At 63.9% G+C, this 22,826-nt stretch carries 21 protein-coding genes and 1 tRNA gene; 5 read left to right on the top strand and 17 right to left on the bottom strand.

All coding sequences use genetic code 11. The features are described 5' to 3' along the window. Positions 1–199: 199 nt before the first annotated feature. The 7 genes from ACE3SS_RS05365 to ACE3SS_RS05335 all read right to left on the bottom strand — a co-directional run bounded on the left by ACE3SS_RS05365 (position 200) and on the right by ACE3SS_RS05335 (position 9,486). Positions 200–275: transfer RNA gene (locus ACE3SS_RS05365), tRNA-Thr, on the bottom strand. A gap of 57 nt (positions 276–332) precedes the next feature. After that, positions 333–2,648, bottom strand: a complete 2,316-nt coding sequence (locus tag ACE3SS_RS05360; protein WP_374592111.1) for a hypothetical protein — start codon at positions 2,646–2,648, stop codon at positions 333–335. A 115-nt stretch (positions 2,649–2,763) separates the two neighbouring features. Then, positions 2,764–3,534 (bottom strand): Crp/Fnr family transcriptional regulator, encoded by a 771-nt coding sequence (locus ACE3SS_RS05355; RefSeq protein WP_374592110.1) that lies wholly within the window; start codon positions 3,532–3,534, stop codon positions 2,764–2,766. Between the two features lie 55 nt (positions 3,535–3,589). Then, positions 3,590–4,594 (bottom strand): class 1 fructose-bisphosphatase, encoded by a 1,005-nt coding sequence (locus ACE3SS_RS05350; protein ID WP_374592108.1) that lies wholly within the window; start codon positions 4,592–4,594, stop codon positions 3,590–3,592. Between the two features lie 21 nt (positions 4,595–4,615). Next, positions 4,616–7,288: an aminopeptidase N gene (gene pepN / locus ACE3SS_RS05345; protein ID WP_374592117.1), complete on the bottom strand. Its 2,673-nt coding sequence runs from the start codon at positions 7,286–7,288 to the stop codon at positions 4,616–4,618. Between the two features lie 63 nt (positions 7,289–7,351). Then, positions 7,352–8,456, bottom strand: a protein-coding gene (prfB, locus tag ACE3SS_RS05340; protein ID WP_374592106.1) for a peptide chain release factor 2 whose coding sequence is annotated in 2 segments (ribosomal slippage) — positions 7,352–8,374 and positions 8,376–8,456 — 1,104 coding nt in all. Because the reading frame shifts where the segments join, the coding sequence is not laid out codon by codon here. Positions 8,457–8,535: 79 nt separating this feature from the next. Next, positions 8,536–9,486, bottom strand: a complete 951-nt coding sequence (locus tag ACE3SS_RS05335; protein WP_374592104.1) for an alpha/beta fold hydrolase — start codon at positions 9,484–9,486, stop codon at positions 8,536–8,538. A gap of 164 nt (positions 9,487–9,650) precedes the next feature. On the opposite strand from ACE3SS_RS05335, the gene ACE3SS_RS05330 reads away from it, so the two are divergent. The 5 genes from ACE3SS_RS05330 to ACE3SS_RS05310 are packed head-to-tail and all read left to right on the top strand — an operon-like array spanning position 9,651 to position 12,752. After that, positions 9,651–10,493 (top strand): acyl-CoA thioesterase, encoded by an 843-nt coding sequence (locus tag ACE3SS_RS05330; RefSeq protein ID WP_374592102.1) that lies wholly within the window; start codon positions 9,651–9,653, stop codon positions 10,491–10,493. A 33-nt stretch (positions 10,494–10,526) separates the two neighbouring features. Continuing rightward, positions 10,527–11,126: a chromate transporter gene (locus ACE3SS_RS05325; protein WP_374592100.1), complete on the top strand. Its 600-nt coding sequence runs from the start codon at positions 10,527–10,529 to the stop codon at positions 11,124–11,126. Then, entirely contained in the window at positions 11,123–11,680 is a 558-nt protein-coding gene (locus ACE3SS_RS05320; RefSeq protein ID WP_374592098.1) for a chromate transporter, read from the top strand. The genes ACE3SS_RS05325 and ACE3SS_RS05320 overlap by 4 nt, the downstream gene beginning before the upstream one ends. A 29-nt stretch (positions 11,681–11,709) precedes the next feature. Next, a complete protein-coding gene (locus tag ACE3SS_RS05315; protein ID WP_374592096.1) occupies positions 11,710–12,000 on the top strand; it encodes a GNAT family N-acetyltransferase in 291 nt (96 codons plus the stop codon). Positions 12,001–12,008: 8 nt separating this feature from the next. Next, positions 12,009–12,752 (top strand): pseudouridine synthase, encoded by a 744-nt coding sequence (locus ACE3SS_RS05310; RefSeq protein WP_374592094.1) that lies wholly within the window; start codon positions 12,009–12,011, stop codon positions 12,750–12,752. 7 nt (positions 12,753–12,759) lie between these two features. On the opposite strand, the gene nagZ is transcribed toward ACE3SS_RS05310, so the two are convergent. The 10 genes from nagZ to ACE3SS_RS05260 form a co-directional block, all read right to left on the bottom strand. After that, positions 12,760–13,815 carry a beta-N-acetylhexosaminidase gene (gene nagZ, locus ACE3SS_RS05305; RefSeq protein WP_374592092.1) on the bottom strand — a complete coding sequence of 352 codons (1,056 nt, stop codon included), beginning with the start codon at positions 13,813–13,815 and terminating at the stop codon, positions 12,760–12,762. A 10-nt stretch (positions 13,816–13,825) separates the two neighbouring features. Then, positions 13,826–14,218 (bottom strand): holo-ACP synthase, encoded by a 393-nt coding sequence (gene acpS, locus ACE3SS_RS05300; RefSeq protein WP_374592090.1) that lies wholly within the window; start codon positions 14,216–14,218, stop codon positions 13,826–13,828. Further along, positions 14,215–15,015: a pyridoxine 5'-phosphate synthase gene (locus ACE3SS_RS05295; RefSeq protein WP_374592088.1), complete on the bottom strand. Its 801-nt coding sequence runs from the start codon at positions 15,013–15,015 to the stop codon at positions 14,215–14,217. Before ACE3SS_RS05295 ends, acpS begins: the two co-directional genes overlap by 4 nt. A 22-nt stretch (positions 15,016–15,037) precedes the next feature. Next, complete coding sequence (gene recO, locus ACE3SS_RS05290) at positions 15,038–15,847, bottom strand: DNA repair protein RecO (protein ID WP_374592086.1); 810 nt, start codon at positions 15,845–15,847, stop codon at positions 15,038–15,040. Between the two features lie 4 nt (positions 15,848–15,851). Next, the gene (gene era / locus ACE3SS_RS05285; protein ID WP_374592084.1) at positions 15,852–16,799 is read right to left on the bottom strand and encodes a GTPase Era; all 948 of its coding nucleotides are present in this window, start codon (positions 16,797–16,799) and stop codon (positions 15,852–15,854) included. After that, complete coding sequence (rnc, locus tag ACE3SS_RS05280) at positions 16,796–17,500, bottom strand: ribonuclease III (protein WP_374592082.1); 705 nt, start codon at positions 17,498–17,500, stop codon at positions 16,796–16,798. The genes era and rnc overlap by 4 nt, the downstream gene beginning before the upstream one ends. A 46-nt stretch (positions 17,501–17,546) precedes the next feature. Beyond that, on the bottom strand, positions 17,547–17,930 hold the full coding sequence (locus ACE3SS_RS05275) for a DUF4845 domain-containing protein (protein WP_374592080.1): 384 nt from the start codon (positions 17,928–17,930) through the stop codon (positions 17,547–17,549). Between the two features lie 26 nt (positions 17,931–17,956). Continuing rightward, a complete protein-coding gene (gene lepB, locus ACE3SS_RS05270) occupies positions 17,957–18,922 on the bottom strand; it encodes a signal peptidase I (RefSeq protein ID WP_374592078.1) in 966 nt (321 codons plus the stop codon). Positions 18,923–18,930: 8 nt separating this feature from the next. Further along, entirely contained in the window at positions 18,931–20,739 is a 1,809-nt protein-coding gene (lepA, locus tag ACE3SS_RS05265) for a translation elongation factor 4 (RefSeq protein ID WP_374592076.1), read from the bottom strand. 553 nt (positions 20,740–21,292) lie between these two features. After that, positions 21,293–22,744 carry a Do family serine endopeptidase gene (locus tag ACE3SS_RS05260; RefSeq protein ID WP_374592074.1) on the bottom strand — a complete coding sequence of 484 codons (1,452 nt, stop codon included), beginning with the start codon at positions 22,742–22,744 and terminating at the stop codon, positions 21,293–21,295. Positions 22,745–22,826: the final 82 nt, after the last annotated feature.

Genomic DNA, 22,826 nt, shown 5'->3' with positions numbered 1-22,826 from the left:
GCGCCATCGCACCAAGAACCAGCCACCACCAGCTTCAAGCAACGAGATCAAGTAATCTTCAACCCGGACTTCCGCCTCAGTGGTACGGCGGGAGGGGGCAGGTCACAACCAAAAGGTGAAATCCGCTGCAAGTTGGCTACATGAGCGCAGAAAAACAAAAAGGGTTAGCAAGCGCGAACCTGCTAACCCTTGTGTTTCTTGGTGCCGGAGAAAGGAATCGAACCCTCGACCTTCTCATTACGAATGAGCTGCTCTACCGACTGAGCTACACCGGCAACCGAAGCGCGCATTCTATTCTAAAAACGGGGCATTCGACCGCCCCGATTCTTCGATCAAAGCGTGAGCAGATATTGCACCAGCGCTGACACGTCACCGCTGCTCTTTGCGCACCAGGGGTGCGGTGTGGCGGGCAGCCCGATCGGAGCATTCGAGCCCATTTCGGCCGGGCCATATTCGCGACGCATTTTCTGGTAGTCCCAGTAGTAGTTGTCGGCGTCCCAGCTGACCTTGACGAAGTACTTGTGCCGCTCGACGAACCGGTTGCGCGCCGGAGCAGTCGTGTAGTCCAGCAGCGAGTTCTTCGACACCGGCACGCGGAACACATCGCCCTTGCGGTTCAGGTCGGGCACCGGCGTCGGCTGATCGGGCGTGCCGGCTGCCGGCCGCACCGGGGCGTGCAGCGTGTAGTACTGGTTGTAGAGCCCCGAGCCTTCAACGCAGCGATCCGGGTTGACCAGATCTTCGAGGTTGCGCACGTGGCCGTCGCTCAGCAGCCCCCGCGAGCTGACCCAGTAGAGGTCGCGCAGGAAGGTGGCGCGGATCGACTGCTGCTTGCGCTGGAAGTCGGTCGGCGCGAAGAAGCGCCCCACTTGGTCGAGGCGGATCATGCGCTCGTTGGTGTTGGCGCCCACCTGATCGCTGTGGCAGCTGGCACATGCCTGTGTGAACAAGGCCTTGCCTTGCGCCACCACGGCGCTGACCGCCGGGTAGCTTTGCCAACCGCTTTGCACGAAGGCCCCTTCGGTCGTGGCGCTGCTGCCGGTCTGCGTGGCGAGCTTGCCGTTGGTCTTGAGCCAGCGATAGAGACCCACGTTGCGCAAGTCATCGTCATTGGCGTCGAGCGTGGACATGTAGGCCGTGAGCGCCTTCAGCGAATTGGCGTCCATCGAGCCCATGGCACCGTCGGGCTCCTCGGCGTGGATGTACGAGCCTTCGAAGCCCACATACGACTCGGTGTGCGACAACGCGCGCCGAATCGGCAGATGGTTGGTCACGTTGGGGATGGCGACCGGGCTGAAGACGTAATCGTTGTCATACAACCCGCCCTCGCCCGCGGTGCGTATCAACTTGGCCTCGGCCGCGCCGGCCGGCATGTGGTAGATGAGCGAGGTCTTGTCGACCGCGGCGGTACCCGGCGCCCAGGCTGGCCCCGGCTCGTTGCCCGTGATGAACGAGAAGTTCGCGGTGGTGGTGAGCAGGTAGTTGGTGCCCAGCACCGACCATTTCATCGACCACAGCGGGTTGGGCAGCCCCGGAAACACCTTGGTCACGGTGGAACTGCCCTTGCCGTAGCTGATGCGATAGCCGTGGCACGACGCACAGTTGAAACCCACCCACTTGCCGTTGCCCAAAATGGGGTGCGACGACTCGGCATAACGGTAGCCCACCCAGCCGCTCGAACTGGTGTTGCCCTTGGTGAGCTGCGGCGCCAGCGTCAGGAACCCCGGTGTGGGATTGAGCTGCGGGTAAGGGTCGAAGTAGACGTCGGTGTAGGCCTCGGCCGGCACTTCCGACGCGTTGATCTTGTAGGCACCGAACAGCGCCGTCGGGTCGGCGGCCTTGCGGGTGTACGGGTCAGTGGCGCCGTAACTCAGGATGGCGTTCCAGTCGAGATTCTTGAACTTGTGGCTCAACCCCAGGTTGAAGTCATACGACCAGAAGATCTGCCGCCCGAGCGTCACCATGCTGCTGAAGCTGGGGTTGCTCACCGCCACCGGGATGCTCACGCCCTTGGTGATCTCAGACAAGGTGGACACCACATCGCAGTTCGCACTCGCGGGTGCTGGCACCCGGTAGACCTGCGCGTCGATCACGTTGTGCGGCCCCGACTTGAGCAGCGACAGGTTGTAGCCGGTGCGCTTTTGCACTTGCAGCTTGAGCGGTCCCTTGCTGGCATGCGCGGGCACGCGGAAGGTCACCTGCGTGTCAAACCAGCTCAGCACGTCTTTCGGCCAACTGCTGCGTACCGCGCCGGTTTCGTAATTCACCGTCGAGGTCAGATCGAGCTTTTGCTCGTACATCACCAGGTCGGTTTCGAGCACGCGCGAGTTGCCCACCATGATCTTGCTGAAGTCGATATCGGTGCCGGCACCAAAGCCGCTGCCGTTGAGCGTCACGATATCGCCCGGCTTGAGCGTGGGCGCTGCGCTGCTGCCGGCAGCCCAGACCTGTGCGCCGTTGACGATGATGCTCTGCACTACCGGATCGGCAAAGTTGGCCGCCGACGCCAAACGCTGTTGCTCACGCGCCGCGTTGAACGTGCAGATGGTTTCCTGGTTCGGAAAAGTCGGTGCCGCCGCCAACCCGGCCATCGGCCAGGCCACGCCCAGCACTACGGCGCCGCTGATCACTTGCGCGCTTATCTTCATGGGAGTCTCCTCGTGGTGGTCTGAAGCTGCGCAATATTGATGATGCGCAATCCACCCATCTGTCGCCAGTGCGACAAACACGGGATAGCCCTAGGGCTGCGGCCCGTTCAAGGGATCAAAACAAGCCCGGACGACTCTGCGTGAGCGCTTCTTCGTGCGCCGACACGCCGCCGAGTTGTTTGAGTTTGGCCAGATCGAGCACCTCGATATGGCCGTAGTGCACCCGCACGGCACCGTCTTGCTCAAAGCCTTTGAGGATCTTGTTGGCTGTCTGGCGCGACAGCGCGAGCATCAAGGCCAACTGCTCTTGGCTCACATCGATGCCCACCGGCACCGCTGCCGCTCTTTGCGGCATCCGCCCTTGAGCCAAATACACCAAACGCCGCGCCATGCGCGCATCAGCCGAGAGCAGCGAGAGATCTTCGATGCCGATAAAGGCCAACCGCAGCTTGAGCGCCATCAACAGCCCGAACTCGCGCCAATATTCAGGGCATTGAGCGAGGATCGCATCAAGCGCGGGCTGCGGCACGTGCAGCAAAACTGCCGCCCCCTCGGCCACCACATCGTGGGTACGCGGCAGGCCATCGAAAAGGGCAATTTCACCAAACCAGGCCAGCGGCTGCAGCAGAGTCAAGATGGCCTCTTTGCCAGCATCGGTGAGCCCGGTTACCCGCATGCCGCCTTCGAGCACGCAATACAAGCCGCTGGGCGCATCGCCGCGCAAAAACAGGGACTGCTTATCGACCAAACGGCGCAACTCTGCGTTGCGCAACATCTGATCTGTCAAACGCCTGGGCAGGCGACCGAACCACAGATCGCGCTCAAGCGCCAAGAGGTAATGCTGAAAACCGTCCGTGGCAAACATGCCCGCGATGGTCGAAGGCATGCCGGCACGGCACCATCGGGCCCAACCCGAGGGTGTCTCGTGCCCTACGAAATCATCAAACCTCGCGGTGATACGCCGTCACGCGATCCACCTCGTTTTTAGAGCCCAGCACCACGCTCACGCGCTCGTGCAGCTTGGTGGGCTGGATATCGAGAATGCGCTGCGTGCCGTTGGTGGCCGCGCCCCCGGCTTGCTCGACGAGGAAGCTCATCGGGTTGGCCTCGTACATCAGGCGCAGCTTGCCGGGCTTGTCGGGCTCGCGCTTGTCCCAGGGGTACATGAAGATGCCGCCACGGGTCAGGATGCGATGCACGTCGGCCACCATCGAGGCCACCCAGCGCATGTTGAAGTCCTTGCCGCGCGGGCCTTCCTTGCCTTGCAGGCACTCGTCGATGTAGCGCTTCACGGGCGGGGCCCAGTGGCGCATGTTCGACATGTTGATGGCGAACTCCTTGGTGTCTTCCGGGATCTTCACGCCGTCTTGCGTGAGCACCCACGAGCCCTGCTCGCGGTCGAGCGTGAACATCGCTACGCCGTTGCCCACGGTCAGCACCAGCGTGGTCTGCGGGCCGTAGACGCAATAGCCCGCGGCCACTTGCGCCACCCCGGGCTGCAAGAAGCTGTTGGCCGACACCGCGCAGCCATCGCAGTGCTTGAGCACCGAGAAGATGGTGCCGATGCTCACGTTCACGTCGATGTTGCTCGAACCATCGAGCGGATCGAACAGCAGCAGGTATTCGCCCTGCGGATAGCGATTGGGCACGGCGTAGATGTCGTCCATCTCTTCAGACGCCATCGCGGCCAAATGACCGCCCCACTCGTTGGCCTCGATCAGCACCTCGTTGGCGATCACATCCAGCTTCTTCTGGACTTCGCCCTGCACGTTCTCGGTGCCGGCGGTGCCCAGCACATCGCCCAGGGCGCCCTTGTTGACGTTGATGGCGATGCGCTTGCAGGCGCGGGCCACCACTTCGATCAGCAGACGCAGTTGCGACGGGATCCGCCCCTCCTCACGCTGCTGCTCGATCAGGTATTGGGTCAGACTGACTTGTTTGCTCATGTTCGACTCACTCTTGAAAACTCAATCTTGCAGGGCGCGCGTGACGATCTCGCGCACGTCGTCCGACAACTCGCTGCGCGCCGCCACGCGGGCGATTGCCTCGCGGGCCGCCGTGCGGTAGGGCTCGGCGAGCTGCTTCCAGCGGTCGAGCGCGCGCGCCAGGCGAGCCGCCAGTTGCGGGTTGATGGCATCGATCTCGATGACGCGCTCGGCCCAGAACACATAGCCAGCGGCATCGGTGCGATGGAAGGCGGCCGGGTTCATCAGGCACAGCCCCATCAGCAAGCTGCGAGCGCGGTTGGGCGTGCGCAGCGTGAAGTCGGGGTGCTGCAGCAGCGCCTTGGCACGCGCAAACACCTGCCCGTCGCGCTCGGACGCCGTGGCCTGCAAGGCAAACCACTTGTCGATCACCAGCTCTTCGCCGCGGAACATCTCGCGGAAGCGCTCCAGCGCCGGAGCCGCCAGCTCGGCGTGTGCATGCACCAGTGCCGACAGCGCACCGAGGCGATCCGTCATGTTGGTGGCATCCTTGAAGCGCTGATAGGCGCGGCCGGGCCACAGCGGGTTGGCGCGCAAGGTGCCATCGAGCGTCAGGTTCGCAAGTGCCAAGTTGGCCAGCGCGCGGCGGCCAGCGCTGACCGGGTCGGGCGAGTAGCCGCTGTGGATCTGGTTGGCCTCGAAGGCCACCACCCAGTCGTCGTGCAGGGCATGCGCCAGCTGCTGCTTGAGCGCCTCGCGCACTTGGTGAATGCGCTGCGGGTCGACCACGTCAAGCTGCTCGGCCAGATAGCTTTCAGACGGCAACGTGAGCAGCAGCTCTTTGAAGGCCGCATCCAATTCGTGGTGGCGCAGCACGTGGCGCAGCGCATCGACGTAGCGGGCGTCCAGATCGACGTGACCCGAGCCCTTGACCGCGGCCAGCATGCGGCGCTGCGCCAGTTGCTGGGCCGCTTCCCACCGATTGAACGGATCTTCGTCGTGCGCCAGCAGGGTGAAGAGCGCGTCGTCGTCGAGTTCGCATTCGAGCACCACCGGCGCCGAGAATCCGCGCAACAGCGAAGGCACCGGCTCGCCGGGCACGTGGACGAAGGTGAAGCTCTGCTCGGCCTCGGTGAGCACCAGCACGCGCTGGCTGGTGCCCGGCAGCAACTCACCGGCCATGTGCAGCAGGTGGTTCTTGCCGTCGTGCGTGAGCAGCCCCACCGACACCGGAATCACGAACGGCAGCTTGGCGGGCTGGCCCGGCGTGGCCGCGCAGCTCTGGCTGAGATGCAGCGTGTAGGTGCGCTCTTGTGCGTTGTACTCGCCGCGAGCCTTCACGCGCGGGGTGCCGGCCTGCGCATACCAGCGCTTGAAGCCGTCGAGGTGACGCGCCAGTTCGCTGTCGGGGTTGGCGTCGGCAATCGCCTGGGCGAAGTCGTCGCACGTCACCGCCTGGCCGTCGTGGCGCTCGAAATAGAGCTTCATGCCGTTGGCAAAGCCGTCGCGGCCCACCAGGGTGTGCATCATGCGCACGACCTCGGCGCCCTTTTCGTACACCGTCGCGGTGTAGAAGTTGTCGATGGCGAGATAGCTGTCGGGGCGCACCGGGTGGGCCATCGGGCCCGCGTCTTCGGGGAACTGGAACTGGCGCAGCTGGCGCACGTCTTCGATGCGCTTGACGGCGCGCGCCGAGGGGCTGCCGGCCATGTCCTGGCTGAACTCCTGATCGCGGAAGACCGTGAGGCCTTCTTTGAGCGAGAGCTGGAACCAGTCGCGGCAGGTCACGCGGTTGCCCGTCCAGTTGTGGAAGTACTCGTGGCCGACCACGCTCTCGATGTTGGCGTAGTCCACGTCGGTGGCCGTGGCCGGATTGGCCAGAACGTACTTCGTGTTGAAGATGTTCAGGCCCTTGTTTTCCATCGCGCCCATGTTGAAGTCGCTCACGGCGACGATCATGAAGCGCTCCAGATCGAGCGGCAGGCCGAAGCGTGCTTCGTCCCAAATGAGCGACGCGATGAGCGAGTTCATCGCGTGCTCGGTCTTGTCGAGATCGCCCCGGCGCACGTAAACCTGCAGCAAGTGGTCTTTGCCCGAGCGCGTGCACACATGCTGCTCACGCGCCACCAGGTCGGCCGCCACCAGCGCAAACAGGTAGCAGGGCTTCGGGTGCGGGTCGTGCCACTTGGCGTAGTGGCGGCCGCCGTCGATGTCGCCGCCTTCCATCAGATTGCCGTTGGACAGCAGCACCGGGTACTTGGCCTTGTCGGCCTTGAGCGTGACGCTGAACGTGGCCATCACGTCCGGACGATCCAGGAAGTACGTGATGCGGCGGAAGCCCTGCGCCTCGCACTGCGTGAAGAAGCCGCCGCTCGACGTGTACAAGCCCGAGAGCTGCGTGTTCTTCTCGGGCGCCACGGTGGTACGCACTTCGAGACGGAACGACCCATCGGGCAGGTTGTCGAGCACGAGTTGACCGCTTTCGACGCGGAACGACACCGATTCGTCGTTCACCAGCACGCGGGTCAGGTTGAGGTCTTCGCCATCGAGTCGCAGCGAACCGGGTTCGACGGCAGCATTGCGCTCGAGCGTCATCTTGTTGATGACGAGCGTCTTGGCCGGGTCGAGGTCGAACGTCAGGTCGACGGTCTTGATCCAGTAGGCCGGGGCGACATAGTCGGCGCGGCGAACGAGGGGAGCTGTGCCTTCACGCATCATGGTGGTTTCTCTTGTTCGAACGGTTGGCAGACAGGTCGGGAAGGGCCGAAGCCCGGCGCATCACGCGCCTTGCTTCAGGCTCGCTTCGATGAAAGCGTCGAGATCGCCGTCCAGCACCTTCTGGGTATTGGAGATCTCGACGTTGGTGCGCAGGTCCTTGATACGGCTCTGGTCCAGCACGTAGGAGCGGATCTGGTGACCCCAACCCACGTCGGTCTTGGTGTCCTCAAGCTTCTGCTGCTCTTCCTGACGCTTGCGCATTTCAAAGTCGTACAGCCGGGACCGCAGACGCCGCCACGCCACGTCGCGGTTGCTGTGCTGGCTGCGGCCATCCTGGCACTGCACGACGATGCCGGTCGGGATGTGCGTCAGGCGCACGGCGGAGTCGGTCTTGTTGATGTGCTGACCACCCGCGCCCGAAGCACGGAAGGTATCGGTACGCACGTCGGCAGGGTTGATCTCGATTTCGATCGAATCGTCGATCTCGGGGTAGACGAACAGCGAAGCGAAGCTGGTGTGGCGCCCACCCGACGAGTCGAACGGACTCTTGCGCACCAGGCGGTGCACACCCGTCTCGGTGCGCAGCAAGCCGAAGGCGTAGTCGCCCTCGACCTTGATGGTTGCGCTCTTGATGCCCGCCACGTCACCCGGCGTTTCGTCTTCCATCGTCGTCTTGAAGCCCTTGCGTTCGCAGTAGCGCAGGTATTGGCGCAGCAGCATGCCCGCCCAGTCGCAGGCCTCGGTGCCGCCGGCGCCGGCTTGAATGTCGATGAAGCAATTGCTCGGGTCGGCCGGGTTGTTGAACATGCGGCGAAACTCAAGTCGCTCGACGTCGGCGGCCAACTTGGCCGCATCGGCCGCAATGGCCTCGAGACCCGCATGGTCGTCGTCGGCCTTCGACATCTCGAACAGCTCGGTGTTGTCGGCCAGATTGCTGGTCAGCGATTCGAGAACCAGCACCACGTCTTCGAGCGACTTCTTCTCGCGCCCTAGGGCCTGAGCGTGCTTGGAGTCGTTCCAGACCGCAGGGTCTTCGAGCTCGGCGTTGACCTCGCTCAGGCGACGGGACTTGTCATCCCAGTCAAAGATACCTCCGAAGCTCTTGGGTACGCTGCGTGAGGTCGGCCAGTTGGGTGCCCAGGGCGTTGATGTGTTCGATGTCCATTTTTTCGTGTCCTCAGCCGGCTCGATCTGAACCGTAATAAGCCGGACATTTTCTCACGCAAGACACCCGAATCGCGCGTTCATGGCACCCCGGCCGACCAGAAGTTTTCGAGCAGTTCAGCCAGTTCGGCAGGTTGATCGTGGTGCAGCATGTGGCCGGCGTCTTGAATGGTGGCGCAACGCGAATCGGGCACGGCCTTCAAGCGCTCGTGAAACTCGCTGCGGGGGTAGGCGTCGCCCCACCAGCGCTTGGTCTCGTCAATACCGGCATCGACCACCAGCACCGGCGCGGTGATGGCGCCCCAGCAGGCCAGCGCCTCTTCTACCCGGTAGAGCTGCGGGTTGATGCGTTTGTGCGCCGGGTCGCCGTTGATCACCCAGCGCCCCGCCTCGGTGCGGCGGGCCCAGTGGTTGGCCAGCCAGCGAGCGCGATCGAGCGGCAGACGCGGGTTGTTCTTCTGCATACGCGCGGCCACGGCGTCGAGGCTGTCGTAGTCCTTCAAGTCGACCGGGTTCTTGAGCTGGTACAGCCAGCCGGCGTAGCGCCCGGGGGCATCCTTCGGGTCGGTACGCGGCATGCCGAAGCCTTCGAGGTTGACCAGCGTACGGATGCGCTTCGGGCACACCCCGGCGTAGGTCATCACGATGTTGCCGCCCATGCTGTGCCCCACCAGGTCGATGGGCTGCTCGGGCGTGCCGAGGTTCATGGCGTCGAGCAACAGGTCGAGGTCGCCCAGGTAGTCGCCGAACCAATAGTTGTCGGTCGCCGGCCCCTGCGTGAGGCCGAAGCCGCGCCAGTCGGGCGCGATCACGTAGCGGTCTTGCTGCAGGGCATCCACCACGAACTGAAACGACGCACCCACATCCATCCAGCCATGCACCATCACCACCGCCGGCCGCTCTGGCGTGACCAGGCTGGGGTCGCCCCACTCGTGCACGTGAACGTCGAGCATGCGGACCTTGACGAAGCGGCTGCGGGCCACGCGGCGCGGGTGATAGGCCGGTGAGACGGTGGGCTGGTCAGCAGACATCGACATCCTTCAAACAACAAGAAAAGCAGAGACCAATCGGGGCCTGGGCGTGATTTCGTCACTCAGCCCACAAGGGTTTGCGCCCTCGTGTCGGACAAAAAAGCACGATCGTTCGATAATGTGCCTCAAATTTGACAAACGAGCCGTCCTGAAAGGTCTTGCGCATGTCTGCCGCCCCTGCCGTCCACCTGTATTCGCTGCTGCAACAACGCCAGATTCAAGGCCAGACCCTGCGCTTTCCGGTCACCGCGGACTGGCAACAGGGCCGCACCGTGTTTGGCGGTCTGATGGCGGCGCTGGCGGTGCAGGCCATGCGCGACATCGCCGGGCCGCAGTGGCCGGCCGACGTGGCCTTGCGGGCGCTGCAAACCAACTTCATCGGCCCGATGACCGAAGGCGTGGGCGAGATCGACGTGCACACGCTGCGCGAAGGCAAGAACGTGCGCCAGGTACAGGCCACCTTGCGGCAAAACGGCGAAACCGCTGCCGTGTTCATCGGGGTGTTTGCCGGCCCGCGCGAGAGCACCTTGCCCGAGCTGAACCCGGCGATGCCGGCCATTGACGTCCAACCCGACGACGTGCCCGCCCTGCCCTATCTGCCCGGCCTGACGCCGGCCTTCACCCAGCACATCGACTTCCGCATGGCGCAGGGTGCGTTGCCCTTCACGGGCGGTTCGGGATGGGACACCAAGATCTACATGCAGCTGCACGCTGGCGAGATCGACCCGCAAACGGCACACCTCGACGAAGTGCTCGCGGTGATCTTCGCCGACGCCGCCCCCACGCCGGCGCTCGGCCGCCTGACCAAGCCCGGCCCGGCCAGTTCGGTGTCGTGGGCGCTGGAGTTGCGCCCGCTGGCACCCGGCTTGGCAGGCCAGGGCTGGTGGCGCGTCGACAAGGAGGCCATCGCCGTGCGCGACGGCTACGTCAACGAGCGCTCGGCCCTGTGGGCCCCGGACGGCACGCTGGCCGCCTACGGTTACCAGGTCGTCACGGTGTACGGCTGACGCGGCACGCTGCCCAGCGGTAAGCTCACCACGATGTCCGAAGCCGATCGCCCCCGCCCCGCCTCGCCCATCGCGCTGTTCTGGGCATTCTCGGGCTTGGCGATGCAAGGCTTTGGCGGGGTGCTGGCCATCACGCAGCGGGTGCTGTGCGAGCAGCGCCGCTGGCTCACGCAAGCCGAGTTCGTCGAGATCCTGTCGATCGGGCAGATCCTGCCGGGGCCCAACGTCTGCAATCTGTCGCTGATCATCGGCGACCGCTTCTTCGGCTGGCGCGGCGCCTTCGCCGCCCTGGCCGGAATGATGACTTTGCCGCTCGTCACGGTGCTGATCGTCACCGCGCTGTTTGGGCACGTTGCCCATGTGCCCGCCGTGGCCGGTGCGCTGCACGGCATGGGCGCGGTAGCGGCCGGTTTGATCGGCGGGACCGCGCTCAAGCTCGGCGCGCAAATCAAGTCGAGCCCGCTCGGGGTGGTGCGCAGCAGCGTGCTGGGCGCCGCGATGTTCGGCGCCGTGGTGTGGGCACGCGTGCCGCTCTTGCCGCTGTTGCTCACGGCCGGGCCGCTGGCGTGCGCTTGGGCCTGGTGGGTGCTGGGCCGACAAGCCGCCGCCCAGCTCAAAGGCTCACGCTCATGAGCACCGCCGCCGTTGGCGCCCTCGCCCATCTGCCGTGGGACTTGTGCCTGACTCTGCTGGGCCACTTTTTCATGATGTCGCTGATGTCGATCGGCGGCGCGGTCACCGTGGCGCCCGAGATGCACCGCCTGCTCGTGGTGCAGCACCACCTGCTCACTGATGGCCAGTTCACCACCGCGATGGCGCTGGCGCAGGCCTCGCCCGGCCCCAACGTGCTGTTCGTCGGCGTGCTCGGCTTTCAGGTCGCCGGCATCGTGGGCGCCTTGGCGGCCATGCTCGGCATCATGCTGCCGTCCACCACGCTGGCGCTGCTGGTGGCCCGCTGGGGCCGGGCGCGCGAAGACTGGCGCGGCGTGCAAGCCTTCAAGGTCGGCATGGCCCCGCTCACGCTGGCCCTGGTGGCCGCCACCGGCTGGCTGCTGGCCCCACCGGCCGCCGACTGGCGCGCCCTTGTACTCACCGTGGTCACAGCCTTGATCGTGTGGCGCAGCAAGCTGCACCTGCTGTGGTTGATCGGTGCGGGCGCCCTGCTCGGCGCGCTGGGCTGGGTCTGATCACGCTCGAAACCATTGAAAGGACACCGATGACCTCACCCACCGTACCCGTCACGCACAACCCTGGCAGCAGCCGCTTCGAGGCTACCGTTGATGGCCTGCTGTGCCGCGCCGACTACGAGCTTGATGGCACCGTGATGGCCATGACGCACACCGTGGTGCCGAGCGCACTCGAAGGCCGCGGCATCGCCGCCGCACTGGTGGCGGCTGCGATCGCTTGGGCCCGCAGCCAAGGCTATCGAGTGCGCCCCGTTTGCTCCTACGTTCAGGTCTACATGAAACGTCACCCTGAAGCGCAAGACCTGCTGGCGAAGCCCTGAGAGAGCACATGCACGAGCCCATCGACGGGCCATCCAGCACGCCCCATGAGGCGCCGCTGCGGGTGCTGCACACCGACGAGCACCTCGTCGCCATCGACAAACCACCCGGCCTGCTCGTGCACCCCTCGGGGCTCGACGCCCACGAACACCGCAACGCGTGGGACGTGCTGCAAGCGCAACTCGGGCTGCGGCTGTGGCCCGTGCACCGTCTGGACAAGGCCACGTCCGGCGTGCTGCTCTTCGCCCGCAACGTGGACGCCGCCCGCCAGCTGACCGCGGCGTTCGAAGCCGGGCTCGTGCGCAAACGCTATCTGGCGCTGGTGCGCGGCTGGCCGCCTGCCGAGGGCGAGATCGACTACGCCTTGGCGCGCGACCCCGAGCTGCCCTCAGCCGGCCAGGTGCGCCTGCCGGCCGTCACGCGCTACCGGCGCCTGCTGTGCCATGAGTGGCCGTTCCCGGACGGGCGGCACGCGTCGAGCCGCTATGCTCTGATCGAAGTCGAACCGCTGTCGGGCCGTCGCCATCAGATCCGCCGCCACTTCAAGCACATCGCCCATCCGCTGGTGGGCGACAGCACCCATGGCAAAGGCGCACACAACCGCGCCGTGGCGGCCTGGCTGGGCACACCGCGCCTGTGGCTGCACGCCAGTCGGGTGGAGCTACCAGGCAGCGGCGGTCAGGCCCCCATCGTCATCGAGGCCGCAACGGGGCCGGAGTGGCAGCCCCTGTTGTCGCCCCACGACGCCGAGTAAGCAGCGCTCAGGGCAGTCGCGTCAACGCCTGCATGTAGGGCGCGTGCACCATCAGCTCGTCCCACGTGAGCGGGGCGGTCTGCGGCAGCAAGTCGAGGCGGCGTGCCTCGCTCTGCGGGTTGGCCTCCCACTTCCCCTTAGCCAAGGCGCGGTCGAGGCCGTCGAGCAAGTCGTCCACCGGCTTGCCGCCGTTCAAGGACTGGTTGCACAGCAGCACCAGGTCGCACCCCGCGTTCAGGGCCGCGATGGCCGCCTGCGTGTGGTTACCCGCCACGCTGGCGCCTTCCATGCTGAGGTCGTCGCTGAAGATCGCGCCCGTGAAGCCGAGCTCGATGCGCAAGATGTCTTGCAGCCAGCGCGACGAAAAACCGGCCGGCGCCGCGTCGACCTTCGGATAGATCACGTGCGCCGGCATGACGCTGGTGAGCGAGGTGCTGAGCCACTCGTAGGGCTTGGCGTCATCGGCCAGGATGGCCTTGAGACTGCGCTTGTCCACCGGCACCTCGGTATGCGAATCGGCCTTGACGAAGCCGTGCCCCGGAAAGTGCTTGCCGCAGTTGGCCATGCCCGCCAGCAGCAGACCGTGCATCAGGCTCTTGGCCAGCATCGTGGCCACGCGCGGGTCGCGGTGGAAGCTGCGGTCGCCAATCACCGAGCTCTCGCCGTAATCGAGATCGAGCACCGGCGTGAAGCTCAGGTCGACGCCGCACGCGCGCAGCTCGGCCGCGAGCACGTAGCCGCAAGCCGTGGCAGCGTCGGTGGCGGTCAGGGCGTCTTGCATCCACAACTCGCCCAGCGCGCGCATCGGGGGCAGGTGCGTGAAGCCGTCCGTCTTGAAGCGCTGGACGCGGCCACCTTCGTGGTCCACGCAGATCAGCACATCGGGCCGCAGCGATTTGATCTCGGCGCACAGCTCGATCAACTGCCCACGGCTGGCCCAGTTGCGCCCAAACAGGATCAGGCCGCCCGTGAGCGGGTGCAGCAAGCGGCGGCGGTCGTCGGCGTTGAGTTCGAGGCCCGCGATGTCGAGCACCAAGGGAGCGTGAAGCGATGCAGTGGTCATGGTGTGGGGTTCAGGTTTTTTCGACGACCACGTAAGCGGCCGCCATATTGGTTTCGTCAGACAGGCTCACGTGCGCGCGCAAGCCCTGCTCGGCAAACCAGGTCGCCAGCTCGCCGTTGAGCACGATGACGGGCTGGCCTTTGTCGCCATTGAGCACTTCGCAGCGCTGCCAGGTCACGGGATGGCTGATGCCGGTGCCCAGCGCCTTGCCAAAGGCCTCCTTGGCCGCAAAACGCGTGGCCAGGTAGGTGACGCCGCGCTTGCCGCCATGCGCCAGGCGCTCGCGGTAGACCACGATTTCGTTGGCGCCCAGCACGCGCTCGGCAAAACGATCGCCGTGTCGCTCGATCGATTGCTCGATGCGCGCGATCTCGCACAAGTCCATGCCGATGCCGACGATCATGGCTGGGCCGGCTGCGGCGCAAACGCGCGCTGGATGCAACGCTGGTAGTCGCGCACGGTCTCGGTGTAGCCCAGCTCGAGCGCATCGGCGATCAGCGCGTGGCCGATCGACACCTCGCTCACGCCGGGCACGGCGCGCAAGAAGTCGGTGAGGTTGTCGCGGCTCAGATCGTGGCCGGCGTTCACCTCCAAACCCGCCGCCAGCGCGGCCTCGGCGGCCTGCACGTAGCGAGCCAGCACGGCAGCCCCCTCGGGCTTGCCGTGCGCGCTGGCGTAGGCCTCGGTGTAGAGCTCGACGCGATCGGCGCCCGCCGCGCGGGCATGCGCCATGGCTTCAGGGATCGGGTCCATGAACAGGCTCACCCGCACGCCGAGCGACTTGGTTTCGTCGATCAGGGGGCGCAGCTTGTCGATATCGGCAGGCAAGCTCCAACCATGATCCGAAGTGAACTGCCCCACCGTGTCGGGCACAAACGTGGCCTGATGCGGACGCACCTGCCGGATGAAGTCCATCAGGTTGTGAAAGGGGTTGCCCTCGATGTTGTATTCGGCATGTGGCCACTCGCGCAGCAGCTCAGCCAGCTCGAAGACATCGGAGCCCCGAATGTGGCGCTCGTCGGGCCGGGGGTGGACGGTGATGCCCTGCGCCCCGGCCTCCAGGATCAACCGGGCCGCCCGTGTAACGCTCGGGATGCCGAGGTGACGCGTGTTGCGCAACAGAGCCACCTTGTTCACGTTCACGGACAAGGCAGTGCGGCCATCGCGGCCAACCGCATGAGCAGCAATCAAAGGATTCATCGGATTCGAAACGCCAATCGGTTCAGGTCTGGGCCAACTCGATCATCAGCTGCCGGGTGCGCAGCGTCTGAGACCCCAGGTGATATTGGAGCAGCCCGCGCAGCAAGCCCTTGAGTTCGGTCAGCGCCAATGCGCAGACCTGCTGCAACGCCGCCCACTGCTGATGCGCCAGCGCCTGCTCCAGCGAGCACCATACCGCACCAGCGGCGCCCGGCAAGGCGCCGTCGTCGTCGCGAGCCGCCACCAGTCCCACCTCGGGCAACAGCGAATAGGCACGCTGCGGGTCGAGCGGCTGCAGGGTCTGCGTGATCTGATCAAGGGCCGGCAGCACGCCATGCTCGCGCAACAACACCAGCTCGAAGGCGCGCAAGGCCGATTGCACCTGCGCCAAATCGGCCGAACCGAGATGCGGCAGCGTCAGCGCATAGGCATCGAACAGCGTCGGGTGGGCGTCGTTGCGCGCCAGCAGCTTCATCAGCAGTTCGTTCAAGTAGAAGCCCGACAGCATCGCCCCGCCGCCCAGCATCAGCCCGCCGCCCTGCCACTCGGCCGACTTGAGCGTCTGCACCTCGGCCTGCTCGCCTCGGCGCGTTCCGAAGTTCACGTTGAGGCGCTGAAACGGCAGCAGCACGGCGCGCAACTGCGAGTAAGGCCGCTTGGCCCCCTTGGCGACCACGGCCACGCGGCCATGCTCGCGGGTGAACAGATCGAGGATGAGACTGGACTCGCTCCAGTCGTAGTGGTGCAAGACGAAGGCCGCCTCGCTCGCGGCATGCGCCCGTGCAGCGGGCCGCGTCGCAGATGCACGCGCTGGTGCACGCGGAGCCGCCACGGTTTTACTCGTAGCCGTAGGTGCGCAGGTGGGCCTCGTCGTCTGCCCAGCCCGAGCGCACTTTCACCCAGAGCTCCAGGAAGACTTTCGCGTCCATCAGTTGCTCAAGGTCCTGGCGCGCCTCGGAGCCGATGCGCTTGAGTCGCTCGCCCTTGTCACCGATCACCATGCCCTTGTGGGCATCGCGCTCGACAACGATGGACGCCGAGATGCGCCGCAGGTTGCCCTCTTCCTTGAACTCGTCGATGACCACGGTCGAGGTATAGGGCAGCTCGTCGCCGGTCAGGCGAAACAGCTTCTCGCGAATGATCTCGCTAGCCAGAAAACGCTCGTTGCGGTCGGTGAGCGCGTCTTCCTCGTGCCACCAGGCCTGCTCCGGCAGATAGGGGCGCACGATGGTCAGCAAGCGCTGCACGTCGTCGTCGCGCTGCGCCGTCAGGGGCACGAACTCGGTGAAGGCATGACGTTGCTGCATCTGCTGCAGCCAGGGTGCGAGATCGGCACGGCGCTTGATGGTGTCCAGCTTGTTGGCCACCAGGATCACCGGCTTGTTCTTCATGGCCGTGGTGGTCAGCAAGGCCAGCACCTGCTCATCGGCCGCACCGAACTTGCCAGACTCCACAACGAAAAGCACCACATCTACATCGGCCAACACACCGTGCACGGTGCGGTTGAGCGTGCGGTTGAGCGCGGCGCTGTGGCGGGTCTGGAAACCCGGCGTATCGACGAACACGAACTGCGAGTCGCCCACCGTGCGGATGCCGGTGATGCGGTGACGCGTGGTTTGCGCCTTGCGCGAGGTGATCGACACCTTCTGGCCCACCAGGGCATTGAGCAGCGTCGATTTGCCCACGTTGGGGCGGCCAACGATGGCAATCAGGCCGCAGCGCTGCGGGGTGGCATTGGCATCGGCGCTGGTATCGGCGGGCCCGGTAGACGTCGGCTCAGTCATCGCGAAGTTACTTCCTTTTCTTTCAAGCACGCCAAAGCCTGACGCGCTGCTTCTTGCTCGGCCGCGCGGCGCGAGCGTCCTTCGCCGGTCTGGCTGATGGCATAGCCTGCCACCTTGCACTCCACCACGAAGGTCTGATCATGCGCTCGTCCGCGCGTGGCGGCAATGCGGTAGTCGGGCACGGGGTGCTTGCGGGCCTGCAGCCATTCCTGCAGTTCGGTCTTGGCGTCCTTGCCCCAACCGTCGATGCGGGTCTCGGCCACGATCGGGGTGAACAGGCGTTCGACCAGCTGCCGCGCTGGCTCGAATCCGGCGTCCAGATAGATCGCCCCGATGATGGCCTCGACGGCATCCGCGAGCATCGACGGGCGCTGCGCCCCCCCACCCTTCGCCTCCGCCTCGCTCAAGCGCAAGATGGCAGGCACATTGAGTTGCAGCGCCAGGCGGTGCAGCATGTCTTGCCGCACCAGGTGCGCTCTCACGCGAGTCAAACCGCCTTCGTCGGACTGATCGAACCGGGCATACAGCAAACCCGACACCGCCAGGTTGAGCACCGCATCACCCAGAAATTCGAGGCGCTCGTTGTTGTCGGCGCCAAAGCTCTTGTGCGTCAAGGCACGCACCAGCAACGCTGGGGTCTTGAATTGATAACCCAGGCGCTGCTGCAGCGCGGTCAAACCTTGAGTCACCACCGCCCCCATTGAAACGCCTGCATGGCTGCGGGCGTCTGCTTCATGGCCATCGACGTTATTTCGATTGCCCCTGGTACTTGATCACCAGATAGACCGGATCCATCAGCTCGATTTCCTTGTCGTAGGCGAACTTGACCACGATCTTGTCGTTCTCTTTGCCGATGTCGAGATCCTTGGCCGAAATCGAAATGCCGTACTCGATCGACTTCTGCTTCTCGAACGCGGCACGCACCTCGGCCACGCTGGTGCCACCGTCGGCCGCGATCTTGTTGACCACGCGTTTGATCGTGGCGTATTCATTGATCGTCGGGATCACCTTCATGGCGATCAGCGCAAAGAACCCGAGAAAGACCGCCCAGAACATCAAACCGAACAAGGTGATGCCGCGTTGAGAGGCACGCGACGCGCAGTGTGCAGCCGAGATGGCACGCGAATTCATGCTGGTGCTCCTAGATTGGTTTGAAATCAGCGGAAACTGCCGATCCGCTTCGGATCAGAGAAATTCATCCAGATGAAGAAGGCCTTGCCGACGATGTTTTCGTCCGGCACGAAGCCCCAATAGCGCGAGTCTTCGGAATTGTCGCGGTTGTCGCCCATCATGAAATAGTGACCGGGTGGCACGGTGCACTCCACGCCTTCCAGGCTGTAGCGACAGTTGTCCTTGTACTCGAACTCGTGCACGCCCATCACGAATGGCGCGCGCTCCTTGTTGTTGAGAATGCGATGCTCGACGCCATCCAGACGCTCGGCATATTGCTGCGAATAATGCATTGAATCAGCGTCATAGAACTCGGGCAACGGGTTCTTCTCGATTGGCTTGCCGTTGATGGTCAGCCGCTTGTTGAGATAAGCCACCTTGTCACCCGGCACGCCCACCACGCGCTTGATGTAGTCGATGCTGGGGTTCTCGGGGTAACGGAACACCATCACGTCGCCACGCTGCGGCTCGTGGTTGGCCAGGATCTTCTTGTTGATCACGGGCAGCCGAATGCCATAGTGAAATTTGTTCACCAGAATCAGATCACCAACCAGCAGCGTCGGAATCATCGAACCCGATGGAATCTTGAACGGCTCGAACAAGAAGGACCGCAGCATGAACACCACCACGATCACCGGGAACAAGCCTGCGGTCCAGTCGAGCCACCAAGGCTGCTCGAGCACCTTGCGCTTGGCTTCGGCGATGTTGCCGTCGACCTGGCTGATACCTTGCTTGCTCAGCTCCACCCGACGTGCGGCGTCGCTGGCTTCCAGCGCCGTTGCGGCCTGCTGGCGACGCGGCAAATACACGAAGCGCTCGGCGAGCCAATAGGCCAGCGTGACCACAGACAGAATCAGTAGCAGCAGCGAGAAATTGCCGTTCCACTTCCCTACGTACCAGCCCCCCAGATAAATAACCAGGGCGCCGTACAACAGTCCGGTAATTGTGCTCATTCGGTAAATCAATCGTCGACTTGCAGGATGGCCAGAAACGCTTCTTGGGGCACCTCGACGCTCCCAATCTGCTTCATGCGCTTCTTGCCGGCTTTTTGCTTCTCAAGCAGCTTGCGCTTGCGGGTGATGTCACCGCCATAGCATTTTGCCAGCACGTTCTTACGCAAAGCCTTGATGTTTTCTCGCGCGATGATGTTGGCGCCAATGGCCGCCTGGATCGCCACGTCGTACATCTGACGCGGGATCTGCTCCCGCATCTTGGCCGCCACCGCGCGACCTCGGAACTGACTTTGCGACCGGTGCACGATCATCGCCAGCGGGTCGACACGATCACCGTTGATCAGGATGTCGACCTTCACCACGTCGGCTGCGCGATATTCCTTGAACTCATAGTCCATCGAGGCATACCCACGCGACACGCTCTTGAGCTTGTCGAAGAAGTCGAGCACGATCTCGGCCAGCGGCAGCTCGTAGGTCAGCATGACCTGCTTGCCGTGGTAGGCCATGTTGAGCTGGATGCCGCGCTTCTGGTTGGCCAGCGTCATCACCACGCCCACGTAGTCTTGCGGCATGTAGAGATGCACCGTGACGATCGGCTCGCGGATTTCGGCGATCCGCCCCTGCTCCGGCATCTTGCTGGGGTTTTCGACTTCCAGCACCGTGCCGTCGTTCAGCTCGACTTCGTAGACCACGCTGGGCGCGGTCGTGACCAGGTCTTGATCAAACTCGCGCTCCAGGCGCTCCTGGACGATCTCCATGTGCAGCAGGCCCAGGAAGCCACAGCGAAAGCCAAAGCCCAGCGCCTGCGACACCTCGGGCTCGAAGCGCAAAGAGCTGTCGTTGAGCTTGAGCTTTTCGAGCGCGTCGCGCAGTTGGTCGTATTCGCTGGCCTCGGTCGGATAGAGTCCGGCGAACACCTGCGGCTGGATCTCCTTGAAGCCAGGCAGCGCCTCGGTCGCCGGGCCTGCGTTGTTCGGCAGCTTCTTTTCGATGGTGACGGTGTCACCCACCTTGGCTGCAGCCAACTCCTTGATACCGGCGATGATGAACCCCACCTGCCCGGCGCGCAGCACATCTCGGTTCTCGCTCTTGGGCGTGAACACGCCCAGATGCTCGACCGGGTAGACCGTATTGGTCGCCATCAAACGAATCCGGTCGCCCTTTTTCAACTCTCCATCAACCACGCGCACGAGCATCACCACGCCGACGTAGTTGTCGAACCAGGCGTCGATGATCATGGCTCGCGGAGGGCCGTCAGGGTTGCCCTTGGGCGGCGGCATCCGGGCGATCACCGCTTCGAGAATGTCGTCAATGCCCATGCCGGTTTTGGCCGAGCACGGAATCGCGTCGGTGGCATCGATGCCGATCACATCCTCGATCTCGGCCTTGGCGTTGTCTGGGTCGGCTTGCGGCAGATCCATCTTGTTGAGCACCGGCACCACCTCGACGCCCAGATCGAGCGCGGTGTAGCAGTTGGCCACCGTTTGCGCCTCGACCCCCTGGCTGGCATCCACCACCAGCAGCGCGCCTTCACAGGCGGACAGCGAACGGCTGACCTCGTAGCTGAAGTCGACGTGCCCCGGCGTGTCGATCAGGTTCAGGTTGTAAACCGTGCCGTCCTTCGCCTTGTATTGCAACGCCGCCGTCTGGGCCTTGATCGTGATGCCGCGCTCACGCTCGATATCCATCGAGTCCAGCACCTGAGCCTCCATCTCTCGATCACTCAAACCGCCGCAGCGTTGGATCAGACGATCTGCGAGCGTCGACTTGCCGTGATCGATGTGGGCAATGATGGAGAAATTACGAATGTGGTCCATGTGATCAATCTTCTGCACGTTCAACGTGCACGCACGAGCTTTCAACTCGGTGGTTCGTCTGGCCTCGTGCACTCAGCGTGCGTGGCTACATGCCGCTGTGTAGACAAAAAAAAGGCACGTCGAACTCGTGACGCGCCTTCCAACAAAAAATGTATGGCAACTGCTTTGTTGGGCTTTCATTGTAGCCAAAAGCATCGGGCTGAAAACCGCGCCAATGCTGGCATGCCGCTTGTTGCGGGTCGCCAACAGGGCATTTCATCAACAGATTATCCACAAACCCCTGTGGACGATCTGTGGAACAAAAACGGGGTCACAAGACCCCGATCACGTCCAGCCGGCAGCTGCTCAAAATTTTGAATGCGCGGCATGCATTGTAGCGTCCGACGCATCCAATCCAGCCTTCTCGCCATGTTAGTGGAAACCAACTTCTCATGGTGAAGCTCAGTTATCAACAAGCAAGAAGCCCGGCAAGTCGCCAAATATTTGCGCGATTTCACATTGAGAAAAGACCTGTTCGAGCAATCGGATATGCCGGAACGCTGGAAGACCCTTGTCATTGCTCCTTGGTCGGACGCAGCAAGGCGTACTGCGCGAGATCGCCACGACGGAACAGCACGTTCACGATCTTTGTGCGATCCAGTTGTTTGAGCACCGCCAGAAACTGACGCGCGTCCGTCACTTCCTTGTTGCCGATCGCCAAGATCACGTCGTCCGCACGCAAACCAGCCGCGGCGGCCGCCCCTTCGGCGCGCTCGATGCGGACACCGCCTTTGATCTTCAGGTCTCGCTTTTGTGCATCGGTCAGATCGACAACCGTCAAACCAAAAGGAGCCGGGACACCCGGCGTCGAACGTTCGTCGGCGGCAATGGCCGCCGCCTTGCCGGGTGCGGGCGTGTCCGCCACGACCACGGCAATATCGCGCAACGCGCCCCGGCGCATGACTTGCGCGACAGACTTGGTACCCGGCTTGGTGTTCCCTACCAGTCGGGGCAGATCGCTGGCCTTCTCGATGACCTTGCCATCAAACCGGGTGATGACGTCACCAGCCTCGAAACCCGCCTTGTCCGCCGGCCCACCCGCTTCGACGGCACGCACCAATGCACCCGCGGGTTTGGCCATGCCCAGCGACTCTGCCACGTCTTTGGGCACCTGGTCGATTTGCACGCCGATACGACCACGACTCACGCGTCCGCTGGCGCGCAGTTGGTCTGACACGCGAATGGCTTCGTCAATCGGAATCGAAAACGAGATCCCCATGAAACCACCCGAGCGACTCAGGATCTGCGAGTTGATGCCCACCACTTCGCCGCGCAGATTGATCAGCGGTCCACCCGAGTTGCCCGGGTTGATGGCCACGTCCGTCTGAATGAATGGCAGGAAGTCGCCAGTGTCACGCGCCTTGGCGCTCACGATGCCGGCAGTGACGCTGTTGTCGAGTCCGAAGGGTGAGCCGATGGCCATCACCCACTCGCCCACCTTCAGTCGGCTCACATCACCGATCTTCACGGCAGGCAAGCCACCGGCTTCGATCTTCACCACCGCAACATCAGTGCGCAGATCCGCCCCCACCAACCGCGCCTTGAATTCACGCTTGTCGGTGAGCGTGACGTAGACCTCGTCGGCACCGTTCACCACATGTGCATTGGTCATGACATAACCATCCGCACTCAGGATGAAGCCCGATCCCAGTCCGCGCTGCTGTTCGGGTTCGCCATCGCCTTGCGGACCGCCGTTGCGTGGGTCGCGGCGCGGGTCAACACCCGGCGCGCCAAAGAAACGCCGAAGAAATTCCTGGAATTCAGCTTGCTGGTCAATTTCGCTGCCTTGTCGCATGCGCACTTTCTGCGTGGTACGAATGTTCACCACCGACGGACCGACCTGCTCCACAAGTTCAGAAAAGTCCGGCAAGCCTCTCATCACGGGCGTCGACTGAGCCCATGTCGAGACCGGCACCATGCCAATGCCTCCGCCAGCGATCAACATGGCGGTCGCGATCAACGTCATGTTCAATCGATTCAACCCCGCTAACTTGATCATCCTCATCACCTTTTCAACTCAGGGCAACACTCAGCCGACCAGTTCGACG

Origin of the sequence: Aquabacterium sp. (genome assembly GCF_041915145.1) — a bacterium.
Lineage (GTDB): Bacteria > Pseudomonadota > Gammaproteobacteria > Burkholderiales > Burkholderiaceae_C > Aquabacterium.
Note: the sequence above shows the minus strand (reverse complement) of the source record. Positions and strands in the feature narration are given on the sequence as shown.

What these genes read in the sequence shown, in the direction of transcription:
- ACE3SS_RS05315 (WP_374592096.1), top strand. Translation starts at nt 11,710, where the DNA reads ATGACCTCACCCACCGTACCCGTCACGCACAACCCTGGCAGCAGCCGC.
- lepA (WP_374592076.1), bottom strand. Translation starts at nt 20,739, where the DNA reads ATGGACCACATTCGTAATTTCTCCATCATTGCCCACATCGATCACGGC.
- ACE3SS_RS05330 (WP_374592102.1), top strand. Translation starts at nt 9,651, where the DNA reads ATGTCTGCCGCCCCTGCCGTCCACCTGTATTCGCTGCTGCAACAACGC.
- ACE3SS_RS05350 (WP_374592108.1), bottom strand. Translation starts at nt 4,594, where the DNA reads ATGAGCAAACAAGTCAGTCTGACCCAATACCTGATCGAGCAGCAGCGT.
- ACE3SS_RS05355 (WP_374592110.1), bottom strand. Translation starts at nt 3,534, where the DNA reads ATGCCTTCGACCATCGCGGGCATGTTTGCCACGGACGGTTTTCAGCAT.
- pepN (WP_374592117.1), bottom strand. Translation starts at nt 7,288, where the DNA reads ATGCGTGAAGGCACAGCTCCCCTCGTTCGCCGCGCCGACTATGTCGCC.
- ACE3SS_RS05310 (WP_374592094.1), top strand. Translation starts at nt 12,009, where the DNA reads ATGCACGAGCCCATCGACGGGCCATCCAGCACGCCCCATGAGGCGCCG.
- lepB (WP_374592078.1), bottom strand. Translation starts at nt 18,922, where the DNA reads ATGAGCACAATTACCGGACTGTTGTACGGCGCCCTGGTTATTTATCTG.
- rnc (WP_374592082.1), bottom strand. Translation starts at nt 17,500, where the DNA reads ATGGGGGCGGTGGTGACTCAAGGTTTGACCGCGCTGCAGCAGCGCCTG.
- ACE3SS_RS05275 (WP_374592080.1), bottom strand. Translation starts at nt 17,930, where the DNA reads ATGAATTCGCGTGCCATCTCGGCTGCACACTGCGCGTCGCGTGCCTCT.
- ACE3SS_RS05335 (WP_374592104.1), bottom strand. Translation starts at nt 9,486, where the DNA reads ATGTCTGCTGACCAGCCCACCGTCTCACCGGCCTATCACCCGCGCCGC.
- nagZ (WP_374592092.1), bottom strand. Translation starts at nt 13,815, where the DNA reads ATGACCACTGCATCGCTTCACGCTCCCTTGGTGCTCGACATCGCGGGC.
- ACE3SS_RS05360 (WP_374592111.1), bottom strand. Translation starts at nt 2,648, where the DNA reads ATGAAGATAAGCGCGCAAGTGATCAGCGGCGCCGTAGTGCTGGGCGTG.
- acpS (WP_374592090.1), bottom strand. Translation starts at nt 14,218, where the DNA reads ATGATCGTCGGCATCGGCATGGACTTGTGCGAGATCGCGCGCATCGAG.
- ACE3SS_RS05320 (WP_374592098.1), top strand. Translation starts at nt 11,123, where the DNA reads ATGAGCACCGCCGCCGTTGGCGCCCTCGCCCATCTGCCGTGGGACTTG.
- ACE3SS_RS05260 (WP_374592074.1), bottom strand. Translation starts at nt 22,744, where the DNA reads ATGACGTTGATCGCGACCGCCATGTTGATCGCTGGCGGAGGCATTGGC.
- ACE3SS_RS05295 (WP_374592088.1), bottom strand. Translation starts at nt 15,015, where the DNA reads ATGAATCCTTTGATTGCTGCTCATGCGGTTGGCCGCGATGGCCGCACT.
- era (WP_374592084.1), bottom strand. Translation starts at nt 16,799, where the DNA reads ATGACTGAGCCGACGTCTACCGGGCCCGCCGATACCAGCGCCGATGCC.
- ACE3SS_RS05325 (WP_374592100.1), top strand. Translation starts at nt 10,527, where the DNA reads ATGTCCGAAGCCGATCGCCCCCGCCCCGCCTCGCCCATCGCGCTGTTC.